This is a genomic window from Gramella sp. Hel_I_59 (assembly GCF_006714895.1).
Classification (GTDB): Bacteria; Bacteroidota; Bacteroidia; order Flavobacteriales; family Flavobacteriaceae; genus Christiangramia.
Map to the genome: position 1 here is coordinate 2,255,098 of NZ_VFME01000001.1, position 20,702 is coordinate 2,275,799.

At 30.5% G+C, this 20,702-nt stretch carries 20 protein-coding genes; 19 read left to right on the top strand and 1 reads right to left on the bottom strand.

Going from position 1 to position 20,702, the window contains the following annotated elements; genetic code table 11:
- Nucleotides 1–21: 21 nt before the first annotated feature.
- Nucleotides 22–1,008, bottom strand: a complete 987-nt coding sequence (locus JM79_RS10310) for an IS110 family transposase (protein WP_141878058.1) — start codon at nucleotides 1,006–1,008, stop codon at nucleotides 22–24.
- 221 nt (nucleotides 1,009–1,229) lie between these two features.
- Here JM79_RS10310 and JM79_RS10315 point away from each other — a divergent pair, with 221 nt between their 5' ends.
- The 19 genes from JM79_RS10315 to JM79_RS10405 all read left to right on the top strand — a co-directional run bounded on the left by JM79_RS10315 (nucleotide 1,230) and on the right by JM79_RS10405 (nucleotide 20,680).
- Nucleotides 1,230–1,835 carry a hypothetical protein gene (locus JM79_RS10315; protein ID WP_141878071.1) on the top strand — a complete coding sequence of 202 codons (606 nt, stop codon included), beginning with the start codon at nucleotides 1,230–1,232 and terminating at the stop codon, nucleotides 1,833–1,835.
- Nucleotides 1,836–2,003: 168 nt separating this feature from the next.
- Complete coding sequence (locus JM79_RS10320) at nucleotides 2,004–2,873, top strand: CPBP family intramembrane glutamic endopeptidase (protein ID WP_141878072.1); 870 nt, start codon at nucleotides 2,004–2,006, stop codon at nucleotides 2,871–2,873.
- A 162-nt stretch (nucleotides 2,874–3,035) separates the two neighbouring features.
- The gene (locus JM79_RS10325; protein WP_141878073.1) at nucleotides 3,036–3,488 is read left to right on the top strand and encodes a hypothetical protein; all 453 of its coding nucleotides are present in this window, start codon (nucleotides 3,036–3,038) and stop codon (nucleotides 3,486–3,488) included.
- A 250-nt stretch (nucleotides 3,489–3,738) separates the two neighbouring features.
- Entirely contained in the window at nucleotides 3,739–4,242 is a 504-nt protein-coding gene (locus tag JM79_RS10330) for a hypothetical protein (protein ID WP_141878074.1), read from the top strand.
- Between the two features lie 210 nt (nucleotides 4,243–4,452).
- Nucleotides 4,453–4,770 (top strand): hypothetical protein, encoded by a 318-nt coding sequence (locus JM79_RS10335; RefSeq protein WP_141878075.1) that lies wholly within the window; start codon nucleotides 4,453–4,455, stop codon nucleotides 4,768–4,770.
- 73 nt (nucleotides 4,771–4,843) lie between these two features.
- On the top strand, nucleotides 4,844–7,375 hold the full coding sequence (locus JM79_RS10340; RefSeq protein ID WP_141878076.1) for a type ISP restriction/modification enzyme: 2,532 nt from the start codon (nucleotides 4,844–4,846) through the stop codon (nucleotides 7,373–7,375).
- 404 nt (nucleotides 7,376–7,779) lie between these two features.
- The gene (locus JM79_RS16190; RefSeq protein WP_141878077.1) at nucleotides 7,780–8,139 is read left to right on the top strand and encodes a hypothetical protein; all 360 of its coding nucleotides are present in this window, start codon (nucleotides 7,780–7,782) and stop codon (nucleotides 8,137–8,139) included.
- Nucleotides 8,140–8,420: 281 nt separating this feature from the next.
- Nucleotides 8,421–9,359, top strand: coding sequence for a hypothetical protein (locus tag JM79_RS10350; RefSeq protein WP_141878078.1), 939 nt, complete (start codon nucleotides 8,421–8,423; stop codon nucleotides 9,357–9,359).
- Nucleotides 9,360–9,516: 157 nt separating this feature from the next.
- Complete coding sequence (locus tag JM79_RS10355) at nucleotides 9,517–10,500, top strand: ATP-binding protein (protein ID WP_141878079.1); 984 nt, start codon at nucleotides 9,517–9,519, stop codon at nucleotides 10,498–10,500.
- A 479-nt stretch (nucleotides 10,501–10,979) separates the two neighbouring features.
- Nucleotides 10,980–11,399 (top strand): hypothetical protein, encoded by a 420-nt coding sequence (locus JM79_RS10360; protein ID WP_141878080.1) that lies wholly within the window; start codon nucleotides 10,980–10,982, stop codon nucleotides 11,397–11,399.
- 369 nt (nucleotides 11,400–11,768) lie between these two features.
- Nucleotides 11,769–12,332, top strand: a complete 564-nt coding sequence (locus JM79_RS10365; protein ID WP_141878081.1) for a hypothetical protein — start codon at nucleotides 11,769–11,771, stop codon at nucleotides 12,330–12,332.
- A 146-nt stretch (nucleotides 12,333–12,478) separates the two neighbouring features.
- Nucleotides 12,479–13,057: a porin family protein gene (locus JM79_RS10370; protein ID WP_141878082.1), complete on the top strand. Its 579-nt coding sequence runs from the start codon at nucleotides 12,479–12,481 to the stop codon at nucleotides 13,055–13,057.
- Nucleotide 13,058: 1 nt separating this feature from the next.
- Nucleotides 13,059–13,583 (top strand): hypothetical protein, encoded by a 525-nt coding sequence (locus JM79_RS10375; RefSeq protein ID WP_141878083.1) that lies wholly within the window; start codon nucleotides 13,059–13,061, stop codon nucleotides 13,581–13,583.
- A gap of 142 nt (nucleotides 13,584–13,725) precedes the next feature.
- On the top strand, nucleotides 13,726–14,361 hold the full coding sequence (locus tag JM79_RS10380; RefSeq protein WP_141878084.1) for a hypothetical protein: 636 nt from the start codon (nucleotides 13,726–13,728) through the stop codon (nucleotides 14,359–14,361).
- A 169-nt stretch (nucleotides 14,362–14,530) separates the two neighbouring features.
- Nucleotides 14,531–15,790, top strand: a complete 1,260-nt coding sequence (locus JM79_RS10385; protein WP_141878085.1) for an HNH endonuclease — start codon at nucleotides 14,531–14,533, stop codon at nucleotides 15,788–15,790.
- A gap of 708 nt (nucleotides 15,791–16,498) precedes the next feature.
- The gene (locus JM79_RS10390) at nucleotides 16,499–17,626 is read left to right on the top strand and encodes a DUF4105 domain-containing protein (protein ID WP_185739484.1); all 1,128 of its coding nucleotides are present in this window, start codon (nucleotides 16,499–16,501) and stop codon (nucleotides 17,624–17,626) included.
- A 129-nt stretch (nucleotides 17,627–17,755) separates the two neighbouring features.
- The gene (locus tag JM79_RS10395; protein WP_141878087.1) at nucleotides 17,756–18,790 is read left to right on the top strand and encodes a S41 family peptidase; all 1,035 of its coding nucleotides are present in this window, start codon (nucleotides 17,756–17,758) and stop codon (nucleotides 18,788–18,790) included.
- 779 nt (nucleotides 18,791–19,569) lie between these two features.
- Complete coding sequence (locus tag JM79_RS10400) at nucleotides 19,570–20,088, top strand: hypothetical protein (RefSeq protein ID WP_141878088.1); 519 nt, start codon at nucleotides 19,570–19,572, stop codon at nucleotides 20,086–20,088.
- A gap of 130 nt (nucleotides 20,089–20,218) precedes the next feature.
- On the top strand, nucleotides 20,219–20,680 hold the full coding sequence (locus tag JM79_RS10405; protein ID WP_141878089.1) for a hypothetical protein: 462 nt from the start codon (nucleotides 20,219–20,221) through the stop codon (nucleotides 20,678–20,680).
- Nucleotides 20,681–20,702: the final 22 nt, after the last annotated feature.

A 20,702-nucleotide genomic window follows, 5' to 3' on the forward strand; every position in this document is an offset into this window, starting at 1 on the left:
AAGCCTTTTGTGCTAATTTTTTCAGGCTGCAAATCTTTGTAATTCCACATAAGGCGTTCCTCTCTTCACCACTGCAAACACTCTGGATAACAGTTTATTGCGGACATTGTTTAGCGCAATCATCTTTAACTTACCTTCCTCCCGCTTTTTCTTATAATATTGCCGTAATTCACTGTCATATTGAATGGCTGTACAGGCCGCCATGCTAAGCAGGCTCTTCATTTGCCGATCTCCCATCGGGTGGCATTTTCGCTTTTTGTGAATACTGCTTCCCGAACTATGACCAAAGGGAGCCGTCCCACAATAACTGGAGAATTGGCGCCAGCTATTAAAGCGTTCAAAATTATTGGTGTGATAAAGCAACTGGGCGCCTACAACTAAACCAACACCTTTTAAAGAAGTGATCAACTTATAATTTTGCGATAATGCCTCAGAAGTCTTTATCAGTGATTTTAGTTGCTTCTCTATTTTATTTATTTGAGAAGTCAGGTGAGTAATAGAGCTTACAAGCGTTTTACAACAGGTATCTGTAGAACTGCTGCTGAGCAACTTTTTCAGCTCTGAAAGGGTATTCTTCAATCCCGTACGACTACGAACCAGCTGATCACGCAAAGCCAGCAACCTGCCTACTTCTAATAGTTCATTATCTTTCAGCTCACTCGGTGAAAGTTCCTCACGGTGAAGCCAGCCATACCTGGCGATCATCATGGCATCTACCACGTCATTCTTCTCTCTGATCACTCCGGAAGAACGTTTGATTACTACAGGATTTTCCTGTACATATACCTGCTTCTTTGAAGATAAATACAACGCTAACTTCAAGGAATAATGACCGGTATTCTCAAAACAGAAAAACACTTTTTGTTCCTTACCGTTAGCCCATTGCAACAAGGCTTTATAACCCTTCACATCATTACTGAACTCCCGATGGGAACTACGATTGTAAGCATAGGCATCTAACTTGTTTTTTGAAACATCAATTCCGATTACTTCTTGGTAATTTTTCATATTTTTAAAAAATTATTATTTGAAGGGCGCATTAACTAACTCCTTTAACGGGTCCATAATAAGACCTGGTATTCCAAATGGTTCTTGCTGCCCGTATGAAGAATGGAGGACTCTTACGGCTATTGGATCTGTAATCTCGAGACCGTTTTAGTTCTCCTCCTTCTTCATCTCAAAGGTATATTTATTAATAAGCGAAGTAAAGGAGACCGTTGCCTACAATTATGAAAGAAAGTGAATATTTAAAAGGATATTATGACATAGACATTGGATTAACATTGCTGTTTAATTCAATTTATGGTGAAGATGAGTATTATAATTTTAAAGAAACAACCACTCTTCCGAATTATAAAAAGCAATTTATAAAGCTCTTAAACACATTAAGAAAATCATTTAAAGAAACATGTTTAAATACAGATTCGTCTCATTTAAAAGAAATTGACATTCTAATAAATGAAGAAATAAATGAAATCAAAACAGCTAAAACCGTAGAAAAGATTTACGAAAATTTAGTCATTTTTTTTCCGAAACTGTGTTTTCTTTTCATTGGTAGAATTCCAAATAATTGGTCTAAAAGAACAAAAGATAATAGAAACTCCTGGCAACTAAATGACTTTAGACAGATTGAATATCATCAAAATGAAAAGCAGAAATTTGATTATTTAATCCACTTATTAAAACTGGATCAAATTGAGGAATTAAAAGACTTAAAATATAATGGTGTAATTGAAAAATACAGATCTTCAAAAAAAGAAAAGGAAGTTTTTATGAACTGGTTCTTACGCACATATCCTGAAACTTATATAAGATTATTTAAAAGGTCAATTTGAAAGTTTGTAACATCATAACTGTAGGCAACAACGGTTAATCGCCAATAAGCGGCACCGTTAGTAAGAAAATAATTAACTTGACCAACGAACCAATACTAAGCCGACAAATCCGCGTCCCTTACTCCGCCAACTGGCGATAACCGAGACCGTTCTACGCAATTTTCATATATGAGAGAACTTTATTATGATGTATATAACTGGATAAAGCATCCGGATGAGGTAAGATTAACTCTAAGTTCAGGAGAAAAAATAAAAATAGTCTCAAAAATATTAATCTTAGAATTATTTGTAGGGCTACTATTTCTAGGACTAATTTACCTTATAGATTCTTATGTTTTAAATCTGGATATGCCATTGGATGATTCTCATTTAATACTGATCTTCTTATTAATGGTTGTGATAGCTCCCATGATTGAAGAATTCATATTCAGATTCCCTCTAAAATATAAAAGAAATTATTTACTAAAATTTATAAACTATTTATCTAGAGGATGGCTAAAAGATAGGTGGGGTTCATTTTTTAAGTATTTTTTATACCTGTCAGTTATAGTATTTGGAATGATTCACTTACCAAATTATAATAATAGCGAGACTTTATTTTTTATTATATCACCAATTTTAGTGGGTAGTCAATTAATTGGAGGTGTTTTTTTGAGTTATACTAGAATAAAATTGGGCTTTATTTGGTCAATTCTCCAACATTCTGCCTTCAATTTAGTTATTTTACTATTTGGATTAATTATTTCCCACAACCAAATTATTACAGAAGAATCTAATGAAGACTTTTCAATAAAAATTATTGAACAAGCATATGTGGACAAGAATGAAACGTACTATAAAAGCAAATTTAATGAAGATACAATATTCTATATTGAAGCAAATGATATCAGTTTATCCAGCTTTATAGACTCCTTAAAAATAAAAGAGTTTCACCAATTTGAAGATAAATGGGTTGATGTTAAAATAAATAGTTCAAATGGGATGATGAGAAAGGAATTAGAAACCTTCTTGAGGAAAACAATTAAACCTGAGGAATAAAAACTGCGTAGAACAACGGTTCATCGCCAATAAGCGGCACCGTTAGTAAAAAAATAATTAACTTGACCAACAACCAAATACTAAGCCGACAAATCCGCGTTCCCTACTCCGCCAACTGGCGATAACCGAGATAGTTACCTGCAAGCGGACAAAAAATCGTAAATGAACATAATCGAAAAAATAAAAGAGTTTTTTAGAAAGAAAGAATATATTGAAATTCAAGATTTCGATTTAAAAAAATATGATGTCCGATTTAAAGAAATTGATGAAGAAAAATTAATAGATATTTCATCCTATATAAAAAAGCATTTAAAAAATTCAAATAATCTAAAAGTTGATGAAACATTAAATGAAAATGAAAGTCAAGAATTTAAAAAGTTTGATAATCTGATTTCGAAAATAGATCAAATTCTCAGAGATGACTTTAATGAAACATTCTCACAAAGTGAAAAAATGAGCTGGGAATTCTGTTACTTTATCGAGAATAAAAATGGATATATCTTTATAAACAATTCACTAACTAAAACAGATCAAACCATAGGAAATGTAATTTATTCTTTAGCTATAATTAGGAAATTTAATAACTCATATTTCCTTTGGGACTTAAATGAATGATTGTGCAAACCGCCAGCAGGTAACAACGGTTAATCGCCAATAGCCGGCAGCGTTAGAAAGAAAATAATTAACTTGACTAACAAAACAATACTAAGCCGACAAATCCGCGTCCCTTACTCCGCCAACTGGCGATAACCGAGACCGTTATATGCTATATTTTATGAGAAATTCGAACTTATTATTTCTTTTGATTCTTCTTCCAATTATTAATTCATTCGCTCAAACCGGATCAAATTTCAATCATTTGGTGATGTCCGAAATTGGAAAAATTAATAATGATAAAATCTTAGATTCCGTTGCTGTTACTCAAGATACCATCCATGAAAAAAGACCTTATAGACTCGAAATATTCTTTGGACAGAATGATAACAATAAGAAGCTGGCTCTTAAGACCGATAAGGCTATTCTACCTGATTTCCCTGATGGCGGAGACGTATCAAATGGAGAAAGATTTTGGGAAATCGAAATTATTAATAGGGATCTCTGGATCAAACATGAGCTATTACGAGGGCATTTTAAGCACAAATTTCAGTACAGAGAGGGAAAATTTAAATTAATGCAATTTAAGTCCGTAGCATCAGATGGACGAGGTAAGATCTTTTATCGAAATCTCGATTTTCTAACTGGAATCCGTAGAACTCAAACTGACAGTTATGAGCAAAATAAGGTTTTAAAGAAAGAAGAAGAATTTATCAAAATTAAAGGAAAACCTGATTTGTCAAATTTTGAACCTAAATCAAATAGATACTATTAAAAACACAGCATATAACATCGGTTCATCGCCAATAAGCGGTAGCGTTAGAAAGAAAATAATTAACTTGATCAACAAATCAATACTAAGCCGACAAATCCGCGTCCCTCACTCCGCCAACTGGCGATAACCGAGACCGTTGTAGCCAATGCCCTTTCACAATTCAATTTTAATTTTAAATTGCATTGAAATTCTAAAACAACTAACCAACTAATGGATACATTTCAAAAGTATATTCAATCATTACAAAAATTTGATTTAGAAGATATCACCGAACACACTTATAGGAAAGAACTTCAAGATTTACTCGAAGTAATAGCAACTACTAAGAATGCCAGTATTAAAATACAACACGAACCAAAAAGAGAAAGCGGATTTGGTGCGCCTGACTTTAAGATTAAAACTGTTGAATCTATTATTGGATATGTTGAGAATAAAAAAATTACTGAGGATTTAGATAAAACTGTCAAGTCTGATCAGATTAAAAAATATAATTCTTTATCTAACAATATTTTAATTACAAATTATTGAGTGGGTCTGGATTAAAGATGGAGAAATCATAGATAGAGCTAAGCTTTGTCAACTTGAGGATATCTCAAGTAAAATGAACTTCTTTCTAGATCCAAATAAAATTTCAAGGGTAAAGTCAATTATTGAAAACTTCTATAGCCAAACTCCTAAAGGAATTTCTTCTCCTAAGCAATTAGCAGAAGTATTAGCAATAAGAGCAAGATTCTTAAGAGACTTTTTAAATCAGGAATTAGAAAGGCAGGAAGTTGAGCATACTGAGGGGAGGTTATATGGATTGTACAAAACTTTTAAGAAAAATATATTCTCAGAATTAAGTACTAAGGAATTTTCTGATGCATTTTCTCAGACATTAGTATATGGTCTTTTTCTTTCGAAGTTAAATGCTGACACTAATGTTATAAATTTATACAATGCAAAAAAATACATATTACCAGCTTTTGGACTAATAAGTGAATTAGTTGATTTTCTAGATGTATTAGAAAAAAGAGAATATAAAGATTCAAAATGGATAGTTGAAGAGATTTTAAGCGTTATGAATACGCTCAATCTAGCAAAAATCATAAAGAATTTATCCTATGAAAAATTTAGAACTTCAAATTTATTTGATGAATCTAACATCTCTTATAAAGATCCTTATATATACTTTTATGAGCATTTTCTTGCGGCCTATGACAAAAAATTAAGAAAGACTAAAGGAGTATACTATACACCACCTCAGGTGGTCAATTTTATTGTCAAATCACTTAATATCTTAATTAAAAAAGATTTTCAAATTGATAATGGTTTTGCTAATAAGGATAAAGTTAGAGTCCTCGATTTCGCAACAGGAACAGGAACTTTTTTACTGGAAATTTTGGAAGAAGCTTTTAATGATTTACCCAAAGGAAGTGGGAAAAAAGATTCTTTGATTAAACACCATATATTAAAAAATTTCTATGGTTTTGAATATTTGATTGCTCCATATACTGTTGCTAATTTAAAACTGTCTCAATTCTTAAAAGACCAAAATTATCTTCTTGAGGACGATGATAGATTTCAAATTTATCTAACCAATACTCTAGAACCTGTAAATAAACAAATGAATATTCCATTACTTCCTTCTTTATCCCAAGAATCAAAAGCGGCGCAGGAAGTTAAGGATAAACCAATTTTGGTAATTACTGGAAATCCTCCTTATAGCGGTGTTTCAAAAAATAAAGGAAAATGGATTACTGATCTTATAGAGACATACAAATACGTTGATGGCAGTCATTTTAAAGAAAAAAAGCATTGGTTAGGTGATGATTACGTTAAATTCATAAGATTTGCACAATGGAAAATGGATCAAGTAGAAGAAGGCGTTGTTGGTATTATTACTAATCATCGGTTCCTATCTAACCCAACATTCCGAGGAATGAGACAATCTTTAATGCAATCATTTGATCAAATTTATTTACTGGATTTACACGGCAGTAATAAACCTAAAGAGTTTGCTCCAGATGGTAGTCCGGATGAAAACGTTTTTGATATAGAGCAAGGAGTAGCAATATCATTTTTTGTAAAGAAAAAAGGATTAGATAAAAAAATATTTCAATCAGACTTATTTGGAAAACGAGCAGACAAATATGATTTCTGTCTAGAAAACGATATAGAAACTGTTGAGTGGAAAGAAATTAATCCAACCAGCCCATTTTATTTGTTTATAGAAGATGAAAATGATTATAGGGAAGATTATGAAAAAGGATTGTTTTTGTCTCAAATATTCCAAAAGGATGTCAATGGTGTTCAAACTTCAAGAGATAAATTTATAACCGATTTAGAACTTGATCCATTAAGGAAAAGACTTCAAACATTCAAAGATTTAAATCTTTCGGAAACAGAAATTAAGGAGAAATTTAAAATAAAGGATACTCGTGGTTGGAAAATTTCAAAAGCTAGGGAGTCTTTAAATAACTTAGAAAATTGGGAAGAACATTTTAAATTAATCAATTATAGACCCTTTGATTATAGACATATCTTTTATAATTCAATTATGATTGATTGGCCTCGAACCGAAGTAATGAAAAATATGCTACACGAAAATATTGGCATTTGTGTTGGCAGAGCTGGACAAAATGTGAATGCTTCGGTTGAATGGAATTTAGCCTATATAAGTGAAAATATAATTGATCTTAATCTATTTTATCGAGGTGGCGAAGTTTTATATCCTCTCTACATTTATTCTAAACCCAATGGTTTATTTAATAATCAAAAGAATAGTGAGTTCATAAAATCTGAAAATTTCACTCCCGATTTTAGGAATAAATTAAACTTAAAATACGATAATCCTACTGGAGAAGAAATAATAGGGTATATATATTCAATATTATATTCCCCCATTTATAGAAAGAAATATCGATCATTTCTAGATATTGATTTCCCAAGAATAATATTCGTTGAAGATAAATCTCAATTTTATCAATTATCAAAAATTGGTTGGGATATTATAAATGCACATATATTCAAAAAAGTACCAGGGTACAAAGAATATCCTTATGGAGATTTCAAAGGTAAAGGAGATGATATTGCTTCACAAAGAAAGTTTGTAATCAATAGAGAAGATGAAAACGGTCGTATATATATATAAATGAAACTCAATATTTCGACAATGTTCCATCTAGTGTTTGGGAATTTCATATTGGAGGATATCAAGTATTAGATAAATATCTAAAAGATCGTAGAAACCGAAAATTAGATTTAGAAGAAATTGAAAATATTGAGAGGGTTATTAGAATTATAGCATATACTAATTTTAAAATGATCAATTTAGAAAACTTGACCCGTAATATTATTTAATTTTTGGAAACGGGCACTGGCAACAACAACGGTTAATCGCCAATAAGCGGTACCGTTAGTAAGAAAATAATTAACTTGACCAACGATTAAAACACTAAGCCGACAAACCCGCGTCCCGCACTCCGCCAACTGGCGATAACCGAGACCGTTCTACGCAATTTAATATCAAGATTTGCTTATTAAGAAAAGTAATCAATGAAGAAACGATACAAAATTTATAAACTTGATTATGTTTTCGTTTTAATCGTACTATTCTATTTGAGCGTAATGATTTTTAGAGACTATATTTACAAAGACACAGTCTATACAATTTGTCAGGTAACAGGATTTAGATTTCATCGAACATCAGGAAACTCTGTTAAGTATGTATTTTATTTTAATAATGTAAAGTATAATGGATCTAATAACGCAGACGTTCTATATAGTAAAAAATTTATTGGAAAATATTATCAATTAGAAGTATCTAAAATCGACCCTAATTATAGTTTGATTAATTTGGAAAAAGAAATAATTGATACTATTCAAATAAAAAAAGCAGGATTTACTTATGACTGATGAAAATTTTAAAAAATCGGCTAGAATTTTTTGGACAATTGTAATGGGTTTGTTGTTTTATTATTGTTTCAAAATTTTATTCAGTTAAATAAAATTGTTCAACTAAACTTTACCTAAATTAAACTGCGTAGAACAACGGTTCATCGCCAATAAGCGGCAGTTTTAGAAAGAAAATATTTACCTTGACAAACAAACCAATTCAAAGCCGACAAATCCGCGTCCCTTTCTCCGCCAACTGGCGATAACCGAGACCGTTGTAAAAAATTTAGAAGAATAATTTCGTGAATCAAATTTGGAACAAAACGAACTATAAATCCTGGATTATAACATTGGTTATTGTACAAGTTCTTGGATATATATCTATTAATTATTTTGGAGATTACGGATGGACAGTATTTATCTTAATACCAATAATTTTAGGATTTTTACCTCCATTTATTTCTGGTAGAAAAATAAAACTTTCTAAATCGGATGCTTATAATTTAAGTTTTGTGGCATTTATTTTTGCTTCGCTACTATTATTAATTTTTGCAATTGAAGGACTGATTTGTCTCGCAATGGCCAGTCCATTATTACTTTTAGCAGGTTGGATTGGATCATATTTCGGATACAGATTATCAGGAACAAAAAAACTTAATCCAACAAACCTGACTATAATAATTGTAATTCTTTCATTTGGATTTTTAGGATTTGACACAATTAATAAACCTGAAAAATTGATTCCTGTAACTACAAAAGTTAAAGTAAACGCACCAATTGAAACTGTCTGGAAAAATGTAGTGACATTTGATACAATACAAGAACCTGAAAACTGGATATTTAAAACAGGTATATCTTATCCGACAAATGCAACAATAGAAGGAACAGGTGTAGGAGCAATCAGATATTGCAATTTTACAACAGGTAGCTTTGTAGAACCAATTACTACTTGGAACGAACCAAATTTATTACAGTTTGATGTAAAAGAACAACCAATTCCAATGAATGAAATAAATCCATTTTGGGATATTCACCCACCACATTTAGATGGCTATTTCAAATCATATAAAGGACAATTTAAACTCACAAAAGAAAATAATAATGCGACAATTCTTGAAGGAACAACTTGGTATAAAAATGATATTTATCCAGAGTTCTACTGGAAATTGTGGTCAGACTTCATAATTCATAAAATCCACATTAGAGTTTTGGAACATATTAAGAAAGAATCCGAGAACTAAACTTTTTACAACATCGGTTAATCGCAAATAACGGGTTTTGTCGAAAAAGTGTAATTTTAAAAACCAAGGAAACAATAGAGTTAATCCGACAAGTCCGCGTCCCTACTCCCGCAACTTGCGATAACCGTAACCGTTGTGCAAAATTTTTTAGAAGAATATGAGTGATGAAATTGAGAAAATTATTGATTATGAATCAGAAAGTCATAAGCTTGATTTTAAGGAAATTGAATATTCTCTTGGAAATAATCCTAAAAAGAACGAAATCCTAAAAGATTTTTCTGCATTAGCGAATCATCCTTCTAATGATGAAAAATTAATAATAATTGGTGTCATTGAAGAAAATGGATTAGCAAAAGATTTTAGAAACATTGATAAAGTAACAGACGAGGCTAAATATCAACAATTTATAGAAAGTAATATTGAACCAAAAATTAACTTTGAGTATAAAAGTTTCAATTATAAAGATTACAAATTAACCTATTTTAGAATATTCAATAATCAGAATCGTCCATATCTTTTCAAGAAAGAACTGAAAAGATCAACTGATAAAAAAGTAGAATTTAGAGCTGGAGATGGATATATTCGAATGGGAACTTCTACTCGAAAACTAATTAGAAAGGATTTTGATTCTATTTATAATGATAAAGTTAAAGCAAAAGATAGAAAATCAGATTTGGAAATTAATTATGAAACATTTAATTATGATATGGATCTAGAAGGACATCCAGTTCTAGAAGTTCATATATCGAATGTTTCAAATAAATCTATAGACATAGACATAGAGTTACGAATAAAGAGAGATTTGAAAAGTTATAAAATATCTGAAAGATCAGAGATTTTAAGAAAAATAGAGGAAAAGAAATATGAGGGTTCCTCATTTGGATTTGGATTACATACTCAAATTTTACCAAGTCTAGACATAACGTTTGAAGAAAAATGGGATTATTACGTTATTAAAATGAATCCCAAAACAAAGAAGTTCCCAATTACTTTATTCCAAAATCAAAAAGAAGAAGAAATTTTTCAAAAAGAAATAGTTGTTGATTTCTGTGAAATAGATGAAATAATAGCAGACTTGATAATACGCAGCGATGATTTTCTAGAAGGTCCTTTAAAGCAAGAACTTAAATTTTCAATATAAAAATTCCAAATGAAGATAACGAAATACCAAAAATTAAAACTGATAATTTTTTCCGCCTTTAGCATATTATTTCTATTTATTCTACACAATTATTCAAATAATGGAAGATTTATATTTAGAGGTGATTCTTCTGTATTATTAGATACTAGGAATGGAACTATTTATATCCCAACAGAAAAAACCTACGTTGAAATAAACGATTTCAAGAAAAGAAATTAAGTGATTTTGCTTGAAAAATAACCTTTCAGGTGAAACAATTAAGTTTTTGGAAATATCACTTAAAATTCTAGTATATTATTAAGATTAATTTGAACATAAAAACTTTGCACAACATCGGTTCATCGCAAATAACGGGTATTGTCGAAAAAATGTAATTTCAGAAACCAGGAAAGAAAATAGTTAATCCGACAAGCCCGCGTCCCTACTCCCGCAACTTGCGATAACCGTAACCGTTGGCAGCAAGCATTAAAAATTTCATTATGAAAAAACTTATAATATTATTTCTATTTCTATCAACCAATATCACCGCTCAGGAATTGACCGGTACATGGAATGTCACATCTTATGAAGACGAGATTGTATATTATAATCAAACGACAGATTCAATTTATTATAAAGATGAATCTAGAAAGACAGAAGCGGAGAATTTTAGAAAAATGTTTGAAATGATGATTCTACCTGTTACTTATACCTTTAAAGATAATAATGAATACGAAATGCTTCATCCAATGTTGGCGGAAATCAAAGGAACTTACGAAATAGATAGAAATAATAATTACGTCATATTATCAGAAAAAAATACAATGAATGATACATTACCATTTTCTATGAGTAATGAAATTTTGTATCTCAGAATGAAAATGGAAGAAGGATTTATGAAAATTGGATTAAAAAAATAGTTTCTCTTTAAAAACAAAGGGTTTAAATGTATTCAAGAAGATTATTACTAAATGCCAGCTGCCAACATCGGTTAATCGCCAATAAGCGGCACAATAAGTAAGAAAATAATTATCTTGACCAACAAACCAATACTAAGCTGACAAATCCGCGTCCCTTACTCCGCCAACTGGCGATAACCGAGACCGTTGGCAACAATATTTATACAGACACAATTATGAACAAAACACGAATTTTAGGTTTATTATTACTAACACTTGGTATAGTAATAATGAATTATTTTGACCATAAAAATTATCATTTACTAGCCGGAATTTTATGTGGTGCAGGATTAATATGGTCAATAACAGGAAAAATTCAATTTAAGAGAAATGCAAAATAGAATTGCAATAATTGAATCTTTCAAATCATTCCTTGGAGAAAGAAAAAAATCAATCGATAATCGATTAAGATATGTCGAAATACTTAAATTTTTCACTGCTGCTTTCATTTTATTGGTAATTATTATCATTATAAAATCTCTTTTACCATTTAATGTTTTAAGCGATAAACTAGAATGGAATAATTCAGCAGTAGTCATAATCTTTTCTATAACTTATTTGCTACATGGACCAAGATATTTCTATGAATCAAAACTTTTAAAACATTTAAAAACACTAAAAAAGAAAGAAAAAAAATTTTCTGATAATGAAACTTTAAATGTTCAACTGAAAACTACGATTAATGAAATCAATCATTACAAAAAGAATTGGTTTATTGTTGCCTCAGTTGTAATCATAATGATTGCTAGTATAATACACGCAATTATAGATGATTTTGAATATTGGAAATATTTAAAAATCCCTTTTCTACTATTTATAATAATAATTTCATTTGATTTTCTTAAAAAGTATAACCGTTTAAGTAAGAACATCAAAGAATATGAAGAACAATAAATACAGTTGCCAACATCGGTTAATCGCAAATAACGGGTGTTGTCGAAAAAGTGTAATTTTAGAAATCAAGAAACAAACGAGTTAATCCGACAAGTCCGCGTCCGTACTCCCGTAACTTGCGATAACCGTAACCGTTACAAAACATTATGATACAAAGATTTTTACTACTATTATTGATAACTTCCTTAAGTATCACAAAGAGTTTATCGCAAAATAGAACTTCATTGGGAGTAAAAGTAGGAGTAAATTTCACAGGTTTTCATACTGGTACTTCAACATATACTGGAGAATTTGGTTTAAACGCAGGTTTGATTGTAGATCATAAAATTTCAAATTTCCTGAGCATTCAACCAGAATTAATATTTAATGAAAAAGCAGGAAATTATACAATTCCAGGAAATGAGATGGTTATAAGAGCTACCTCTAAGGTTAAATACATAGACATTCCAATCATGGCTAAAATAAATATTCTAGAAAGTATAAATTTTCAACTGGGACCTCAAGTGGGGTTTCTTGTAGCAGAAAAAACAGAATACAATTCTGATGTAGTAGAAACAACCCCCAAAGTTTTAGATTTAGCTCTTAATGGCGGTTTTGGCTATCAGATTAAAAGAAATATCTTTTTACAAGCTCGATACAGCTACGGAGTTAAGGAAATATTTGAAAATGAAAACTATAAAAATTCAGTAATCAGCCTATCAATTGGCTATAAATTCCAAAATTAAAATGAAAAAATTCTTCAGCCTTGTTCTAATCTGTTCCTTCCTAGTCGCTTGCTCAACAGACAATCCCGATGATATCGCACCAGAACTTATAAATAATGGATTTACTATGAATAATTCATTTTTAGAAACAGAATATGTCTATGTAAATGATGAAAATGTTGAGAATAATGAGCCTAGTGATATTGCAATAATCATGAGCAATGTAGATATATTAAATTCTAACCAAAATTCGGGAGTAAACTTTGTGTATTTTGATTTTAAAGGTGTAGAAATTCAAGAAGGAATAGTAAATGAAATTCCTGATTACCGAATTGTGACTAATGCATCAATAAATAATGGTCAAATAACTGATGGAACTGTTGTATTAGATGATACAACAAATGGTATACAAGCAACTTCTACTACAGTAGAAATAATATCAGTCTCAAATTCGGAAATAGAATTTGAATTTAACTTTACCAAAGAAAATGGAACAATTATTAAAGGTAGCTATAGTGGTTCCTTTTCAACAGTTGAACAATCATAACGTTTAGTAACAACGGTTAATCGCCAATAAGCGGCACCGTATTAGGAACATAATTACCTTGACCAATAAACCAATACTAAGCCGACAAATCCGCGTCTCTTACTCCGCCAACTGGCGATAACCAAGACCGTTGTAAAGCATTTTGAAGAAAGTTTACTACATACTATTATTATCTCTGACTCTATTTAATTGTGATAAAACAGTTAAACAAGATCAGACTTCTACAAAAGAAACTTTTTATTATCCAACTGTTGCAAATTTTCAAAACGAAACATTACTAAAAAAAGTAGAGCTCGACAGCTTAGATAATTTTGAAGAATTATTGAACATAGCAGATGAAATTGTCTGTGATACAAAATCACCTTCAATTTATTTCGAGAATAAAGACGCCATATTTAAATTTTTAATAGATAAAGATTGTTTAATCGCTTTTAATATTGCCGATTACAAAGAACGAAACATCATATTTATACAAGGCGACTCAATAATTATTAACGATAAAATGTCAAAACCATTTGATAGCATTGAGAAAGTATTGAATAATCATATTTTGAATAAAGGAAAGAATCCAAAATACTCAACGAGTATTGAAAAGGCAATTATATTTTATCACCAAGATTCCTTATTTAAATCTATAGATATTAAGGAGCAACTTTTAAAGATTTCCAATGCTTTCAACGGAATAAGAAATACAAAAGGAGATTCGATACCACTTAAAATAAAATTACAGGAATACGGGTATATTTATATTGAAGAACCAACAATACCAATTAAATAACAAAACGCTTTACAACAACGGTTAATCGCCAATAGACGGTAGCGCTAGATAGAAAATAATTAACTTGACCAACAACAAAACTCTAAGCCGACAAATCCGCATACCTTACTCCGCCAACTGGCGATAACCGAGACCGTTAGGCAATATTAATAATCATAATTCTTCTTAAATGTCTAAAAGAAAATCTCTTTCAAAAAAAGTAAGATTCGAAGTTTTTAAAAGGGATAAATTTCAATGTCAGTATTGTGGTAAATCAGCCCCCGATATCGTGCTAAATGTAGATCACATTGATCCAGTAGCCAATGGCGGATCCAATGATTTAATTAATTTGATTACAAGTTGCTTTGACTGCAATCAAGGAAAAAAAGCAAGACTTCTAAGTGATGATAGTGTTATAAAAAAACAAAGGAAACAATTAGAAAAGTTGCAAGAAAGACGAGAGCAATTAGAGTTGATGTTAGAATGGAAAAAATCATTAACCGATTTAGAAAGTGACAAAATTGAAATAATAAGTGATTATTGGGGCTCTCTTATGCACCCATTTTCTTTAAATGAAAATGGAAAAAAAACTTTAGAAAAATTAATTAGAAAGTTTTCTATTGAAGATGTTCTGGAAGCAATCGATGTAGCTAACGAAAAATATTTAAAATTTGATGAAGAAGGCGAAATCACAAAAGAGAGTGTGGAAAATGCATTTAATAAAGTTGGAGGTATTTGTGCTTTAAAAAATATGCCAGAGCTAAAAAAGAAATTAGCTTATATAAAAGGTATTTGCAGAAATAGATTTTCATATTGGGATAACCAAAAAGGTTCTATTATTTTAAACAATTATGTTACTGCTTTGCAAAATTTCGGCTGGTCTGACGAGAAAATTACACAAGATTTAGAAGAAGAAGTAATGCCGAGAAGTATAGAGGCTAATAATTGGTCTCAGTGGAAGAATCTTTTGGAAAGTTGGACAGAAGATGTGAACAATTGGGAAAAGGAAAATTTAATTCCAGAAGCCCAAAATCAACAAGATGAATACTCTTTCGAAACATTAGAAAAGCACGCTGAATTTCACCTAAAAAGCATTGTAGATGGGATCAAAGCAGTAATTCATATTGGGGCTGTTTTTGAAAATTTTAAAACAGAAGAATTTTTAAAGTTTTTAAAAGAGGATCTAAACGAAATATTGAAATTAGAAAATGAGGAGGAAAAAGTTCTTATGAAATTTATTTTTAATTCTAATTCAATGAATTGTGTTCAAATTTCTGAAAACGAAGAAAACTCAGATAATTATGGTATGTTAGAAAAATTACAAGGTATAGCAATACAAGAAATAGAAACTATACTGAATCAGTATAATTTAAATGGAACCTATTACTCTGAAAAGGACAAAAAAATACTTCGTTTCTTTTACAAGCAACAACAAATTAACATTGCCTAACATCGGTTCATCGCAAATAACGGGTTTTGTGGAAAAAGTGTAAATTTAGAAACCAGGAGAGAAAACAACTAAGCCGACAAGTCCGCGTCCCTACTCCCGCAACTTGCGATAACCGTAACCGTTATATAAAATTGCACATTTGAGTTTTAGTTTAATAATTTTTTGATTTATAATAAGAATGAATAACAACATTTCTAAGAAAACTGACTATAAGGAGCTTTCTGTTTGGATCTTCTCAATTTTCTGTATCTCTCTTTTACTAATATTCTGTATAACGGAATTCCTGAGAGGAGTTTTAAATGAATGGTTATTTGAAAATAGTAGATTGTTTCTCGTGCTACTCACTGTTGGAGTTGTAGTTATGTCATTTATAAACTCTCTGAAACTCCTGAGAAGAAAAGATGCGTCAAAAAATGTGAAATGGATTGTATTAAGCTCGATACCATTTGTACTATTTACGGTCGCTTTCCTATTAGCATTTAACTGGAAGAATATAATAGAATCATATTTCAATTAATATGAACTCTAAACATGTTTCTAGTTTGTGCAACTTTAAATAACAGCGGTTGATCGCAAATAACGGGTTTAAACGAAAAAGTGTAATTTTAGTAACCAGAAAAGAAATTGGTTAATCCGACAAGTCCGCGTCCTTACTCCCGCAACTTGCGATAACCGCAACCGTTGCAGCCAATTTTAAAACGAGAAAATTTGAGGAAAATAATCATATTTATATTTTTAATAACTCAATTTTGCTTTTCACAAAATGCTCCTGAAATCAGTATTTTGACTTGTTATCCTGGCGAAGAAGTTTATTCAGTTTTCGGACATTCAGCAATTAGAATTGTAGATAACGATAAAGATATTATATACAATTTTGGAATGTTTGACTTTGATACACCAAACTTTACTTTAAAATTTGTTACTGGTCGGTTAAAATATCAATTAGGCATTCAAGAAACCGCCAATTTCATCAAAATTTATTCAGATGAGAATAGAAAAGTATCAGAACAAAGATTAAAGCTTCAAAAGCAACAAAAAAATGAATTAATAGAAAAACTAAACTTCCTTTACAGACCTGAAAACAGATATTACACATACTCTTTTAAAGAAAAAAATTGTTCTACTGAAATTCGTGATCTATTGATAGAAAATGGAGTGAAATTTCCCAAAGCGAACTTAGAAAAAAGCAACAGAGATTTAATAAATTCTCATCTGATAACAAAACCGTGGCTTCGGTTCGGAACCAATTTGATGTTAGGAAAATCATTAGATGAAAAAAGCAATAAATTTCAAAGTATGTTTCTTCCCAAGTATTTAGAACAAGAAATTAATAATTCTACAATAAATGGTCAAAAGCTAGTAAAGTCAGGAAAATCTTTGAACAATGTGAAATCTAAAGAAGAAAGTGAATTGTATAAATGGACTTCGCCGATTGTAATATTTTCAATTTTACTAATAATTTATCTTTTCACATTCTATAAACCATTGGAAACAATTTTTAGTTTATGTATAGGTACTATTGGATTAATATTACTACTAATGTGGATATTTTCAGAACATCCAGAAGTAAAGAATAATTTGAACATTTTATGGGCAAATCCATTATATCTAATTTATATTCCACTTAAAAATAATGAGCAATTAAAGAAGTACATAGCTTACATATTGATTACGTTGCTCGTCATAAGTATTTTAATTTGGATTACTAATTATCAATCATTTGACGTAGGAATAATTCCAGTACTTTTAATTCTAACTATAATGAATGTTAGGTACATTAAAACTGGCTACAACATCGGTTCATCGCAAATAACGGGTATTATCAAAAAAGTGTAATTTTAGAAACCAAGCAAGCAAATAGTTAATCCGACAAGTCCGCGTCCCTACTCCCGCAACTTGCGATAACCGTAACCGTTGGGCGCAATTATTCACAAAAATTCTGCTGACCTAATTATATTAAAATCAATGAAAAAGTTTTTAGTGTTTATATTTATTATAATCTGTGCATTCAATTGTAACGCACAAAAATTAAATACTTCTCAAGATAGCATTAAAGTCTTTTATGATGAGCTGTTTTCTATTATGGAAAATGAATATTTATATAAAGACAATGTAAATTGGAAAGAAATAGAACCAAAAGTTCGGAAAAATTTAAAAGAATATTCAGATTTCAATAGTTCATTAGATGAAGTGGCAACTTTATTTAATCTTATCAATGCAGACCATTGTAAAGTTTATTACAATCAAAACACCTATTCTGGCAATTTCGAAACACCAACTCAAAAAGATTTTAGTGAACAATGGGTGAAAAAGTACTCGACTGAACCAAATTTTGAAGTTAAAGTACTAGATAACGAATATGGATATATACTGTTGCCAGGAATGATGTTTGAAGATGTTAGCTCGAAAAACATTCATAAACTATCACAACCGATGTATGATGAAATTTATAATATCAAGAGTTCAAAAAATATTAAAGGTTGGATTATAGATTTACGATTTAATACGGGTGGTAATATTACACCTATGCTTTTAGCATTATATGATTTTCTAGGTGATAATGATGTTTGGGGTGTACTTGATATTAATAAAAAGAAAGTTACGAACGTAAAATTATTAAATGGAAAATATATAAATAATTCTAAGAAAAGCTCTTACATAAAGCCAAAAGGAATGTTGCTTGATGAAGCTAAGGTTGCAATCATAACCAATTTAGCTACAGGTAGTTCAGGTGAAGTAACGGCACTAGCTTTTAAAGGAAGAAAAAATGTGAATTTCATAGGAGAAAAAACGAATGGTAAAACAACAACGAATACGCTTGCTAATTTACCATTTGGGGCATATATGGCTTTAACCGTTGGGTATGATTGCGATAGAAATGGGAATTTTTATGAGCAAATCATTCCAGATGTCAAAGTTTCAAAACAAGACAATTTTGAAAATTTACTTCTAGATAGAAATATTCAAGAAGCAATAGAATTTATATCAAGAGGAGAATAACTTCGCCCAACAACGTATATCGCAAATGGCGGGTTTATCAGAAAAGTACTAAATTAGTTTTCATAATAAACAAAACCGTTAAGCCGACAAATCCGCATACATAATTCCGCGCCACTTGTCGATATACGAGACCGTTGGCACTCATTAAAGAAGATGTAAATTGATAGAAAGCAATAAATTATTAGTCTCCATATCCAGATATTTAACTCTAATAATTGGAGTATTACTTTTTAGTCTAAGTATTCTAAAATTTTACAATCCTGGTCATATAACTGATTGGAAAAATCTAATCATATTTAGTGGAATCGGATCGTTATTGATTGTGCTGAATATAATTTTATTCGACAGAATAAAAAGTGTTAAAGTAAATCATAGCAGAATTATTTATAAAGAGAATGGAAAAGAAGTTGATATTAACTGGAAAGATGTAGACAGAGTTGGTCAAATTTTGATAGCGGTTCCACCTCTTTATTTTGCTTTAATAAACAAAAAATTGATAATCTTTCCCACGGAGAGAATTTTTGGATACACAAGTTTCGGATCGTCATCTTTTTCTATGGTGGTTGATCATAGTAAAATGGGTGAGATTATAAACAATGCTAAATCAACATACTTAATATAACTTAACGAGTGCCAACATCGGTTCATCGCCAATAAGCGGCACCGTTAGAAAGAAAATAATTAACTTGACCAACAAACCAATACTAAGCCGACAAATCCGCGTTCCTTACTCCGCCAACTGGCGATAACCGAGACCGTTGGCACGCATGCATAAGATTATGAGTAAAGAAGAATATTTCAATCAATACGAATCATATATCGCGGAGAAAATTTCTCTTACTGATGAAACTTCTCAAGTAGAAAATGAGATTTATGAAAATATGCTATCATTTACTATTTCTAAAAAGCATTTGGCTAAACTCAAGGTTACCGATTTTATAAGTTTTCTGTCTCGCATAAAGAAGAATAGAAAGTCACAAATTAATGTTTCTCAAACTATCTCCAATTTAATTTACTACATATGGTTTGATGAAATGGCCGGACAACTCCGATTAAACTTTATCAATTCTAATCACTCCGAATTACCATTTGAAGCAGATTTAGAATTCACTTCGAACGAGGTTGATATTATTGATGAATTTCTACACTCCGAATATCTTAATGAAATAACCTGGGATAAACTATCTGATGATACCGGAGACCAGCAAAACGAGAAAAGCACTGAAATAATTGATTTTAAATTAAAAGTTTATAGAGAAATAATTAGAAAAGATGCACGTCGTGCCAACATCGGTTAATCGCAAATAACGGGTTTAACCGAAAAAGTGTAATTTTAGAAACCAGGAAAGAAAATAGTTAATCCGACAAGTCCGCGTCCCTACTCCCGCAACTTGCGATAACCGTAACCGTTGTGCTTAATTTTTAAGAATGAGAATACTACTTTATACATTAATTCTTTCAACATTAGCCTTAAATTTTAACTTGTGCGATTGCTTTCCATTAAATGCAAGAACAATTGAAAAGTTGAAAGAGAAAAGTGATTTAATTGCAATTGGATTTCCAACTGAAATAATTGCATCAGAAAATAATTATGAGGAAGATATAGTAGTTTTTCAAATCGATTCTTTGATTAAAGGCAAAAATTTAAATTCAAGAACAATCCTAATAAATCAAAATCAAGCTGGAAACTGCGCTAATTATTTTGAGTTATGCGAACAGTATGTTATTACAGGAGAAAAAGTTCAGAATGTAAAACAAACTTATAGAATGGGGCAAAATTCTCATTCGAGAAATCTTGAGGATTTGGTTTTAGAAAATTATATGATTTCGACTGACGGTTGTAGAACTTTCAAATTGAATAGTAGCTTAGCAGAAACATTCCTAGATTAATCAAATGGAGATTATATTCGAA

Coding starts and splice junctions, on each gene's coding strand:
- JM79_RS10310 (WP_141878058.1), bottom strand. CDS start 1,008: ATGAAAAATTACCAAGAAGTAATCGGAATTGATGTTTCAAAAAACAAG.
- JM79_RS10315 (WP_141878071.1), top strand. CDS start 1,230: ATGAAAGAAAGTGAATATTTAAAAGGATATTATGACATAGACATTGGA.
- JM79_RS10320 (WP_141878072.1), top strand. CDS start 2,004: ATGAGAGAACTTTATTATGATGTATATAACTGGATAAAGCATCCGGAT.
- JM79_RS10325 (WP_141878073.1), top strand. CDS start 3,036: ATGAACATAATCGAAAAAATAAAAGAGTTTTTTAGAAAGAAAGAATAT.
- JM79_RS10330 (WP_141878074.1), top strand. CDS start 3,739: ATGTCCGAAATTGGAAAAATTAATAATGATAAAATCTTAGATTCCGTT.
- JM79_RS10335 (WP_141878075.1), top strand. CDS start 4,453: ATGGATACATTTCAAAAGTATATTCAATCATTACAAAAATTTGATTTA.
- JM79_RS10340 (WP_141878076.1), top strand. CDS start 4,844: ATGAACTTCTTTCTAGATCCAAATAAAATTTCAAGGGTAAAGTCAATT.
- JM79_RS16190 (WP_141878077.1), top strand. CDS start 7,780: ATGAAGAAACGATACAAAATTTATAAACTTGATTATGTTTTCGTTTTA.
- JM79_RS10355 (WP_141878079.1), top strand. CDS start 9,517: ATGAGTGATGAAATTGAGAAAATTATTGATTATGAATCAGAAAGTCAT.
- JM79_RS10360 (WP_141878080.1), top strand. CDS start 10,980: ATGAAAAAACTTATAATATTATTTCTATTTCTATCAACCAATATCACC.
- JM79_RS10365 (WP_141878081.1), top strand. CDS start 11,769: ATGCAAAATAGAATTGCAATAATTGAATCTTTCAAATCATTCCTTGGA.
- JM79_RS10370 (WP_141878082.1), top strand. CDS start 12,479: ATGATACAAAGATTTTTACTACTATTATTGATAACTTCCTTAAGTATC.
- JM79_RS10375 (WP_141878083.1), top strand. CDS start 13,059: ATGAAAAAATTCTTCAGCCTTGTTCTAATCTGTTCCTTCCTAGTCGCT.
- JM79_RS10385 (WP_141878085.1), top strand. CDS start 14,531: ATGTCTAAAAGAAAATCTCTTTCAAAAAAAGTAAGATTCGAAGTTTTT.
- JM79_RS10395 (WP_141878087.1), top strand. CDS start 17,756: ATGAAAAAGTTTTTAGTGTTTATATTTATTATAATCTGTGCATTCAAT.
- JM79_RS10400 (WP_141878088.1), top strand. CDS start 19,570: ATGAGTAAAGAAGAATATTTCAATCAATACGAATCATATATCGCGGAG.
- JM79_RS10405 (WP_141878089.1), top strand. CDS start 20,219: ATGAGAATACTACTTTATACATTAATTCTTTCAACATTAGCCTTAAAT.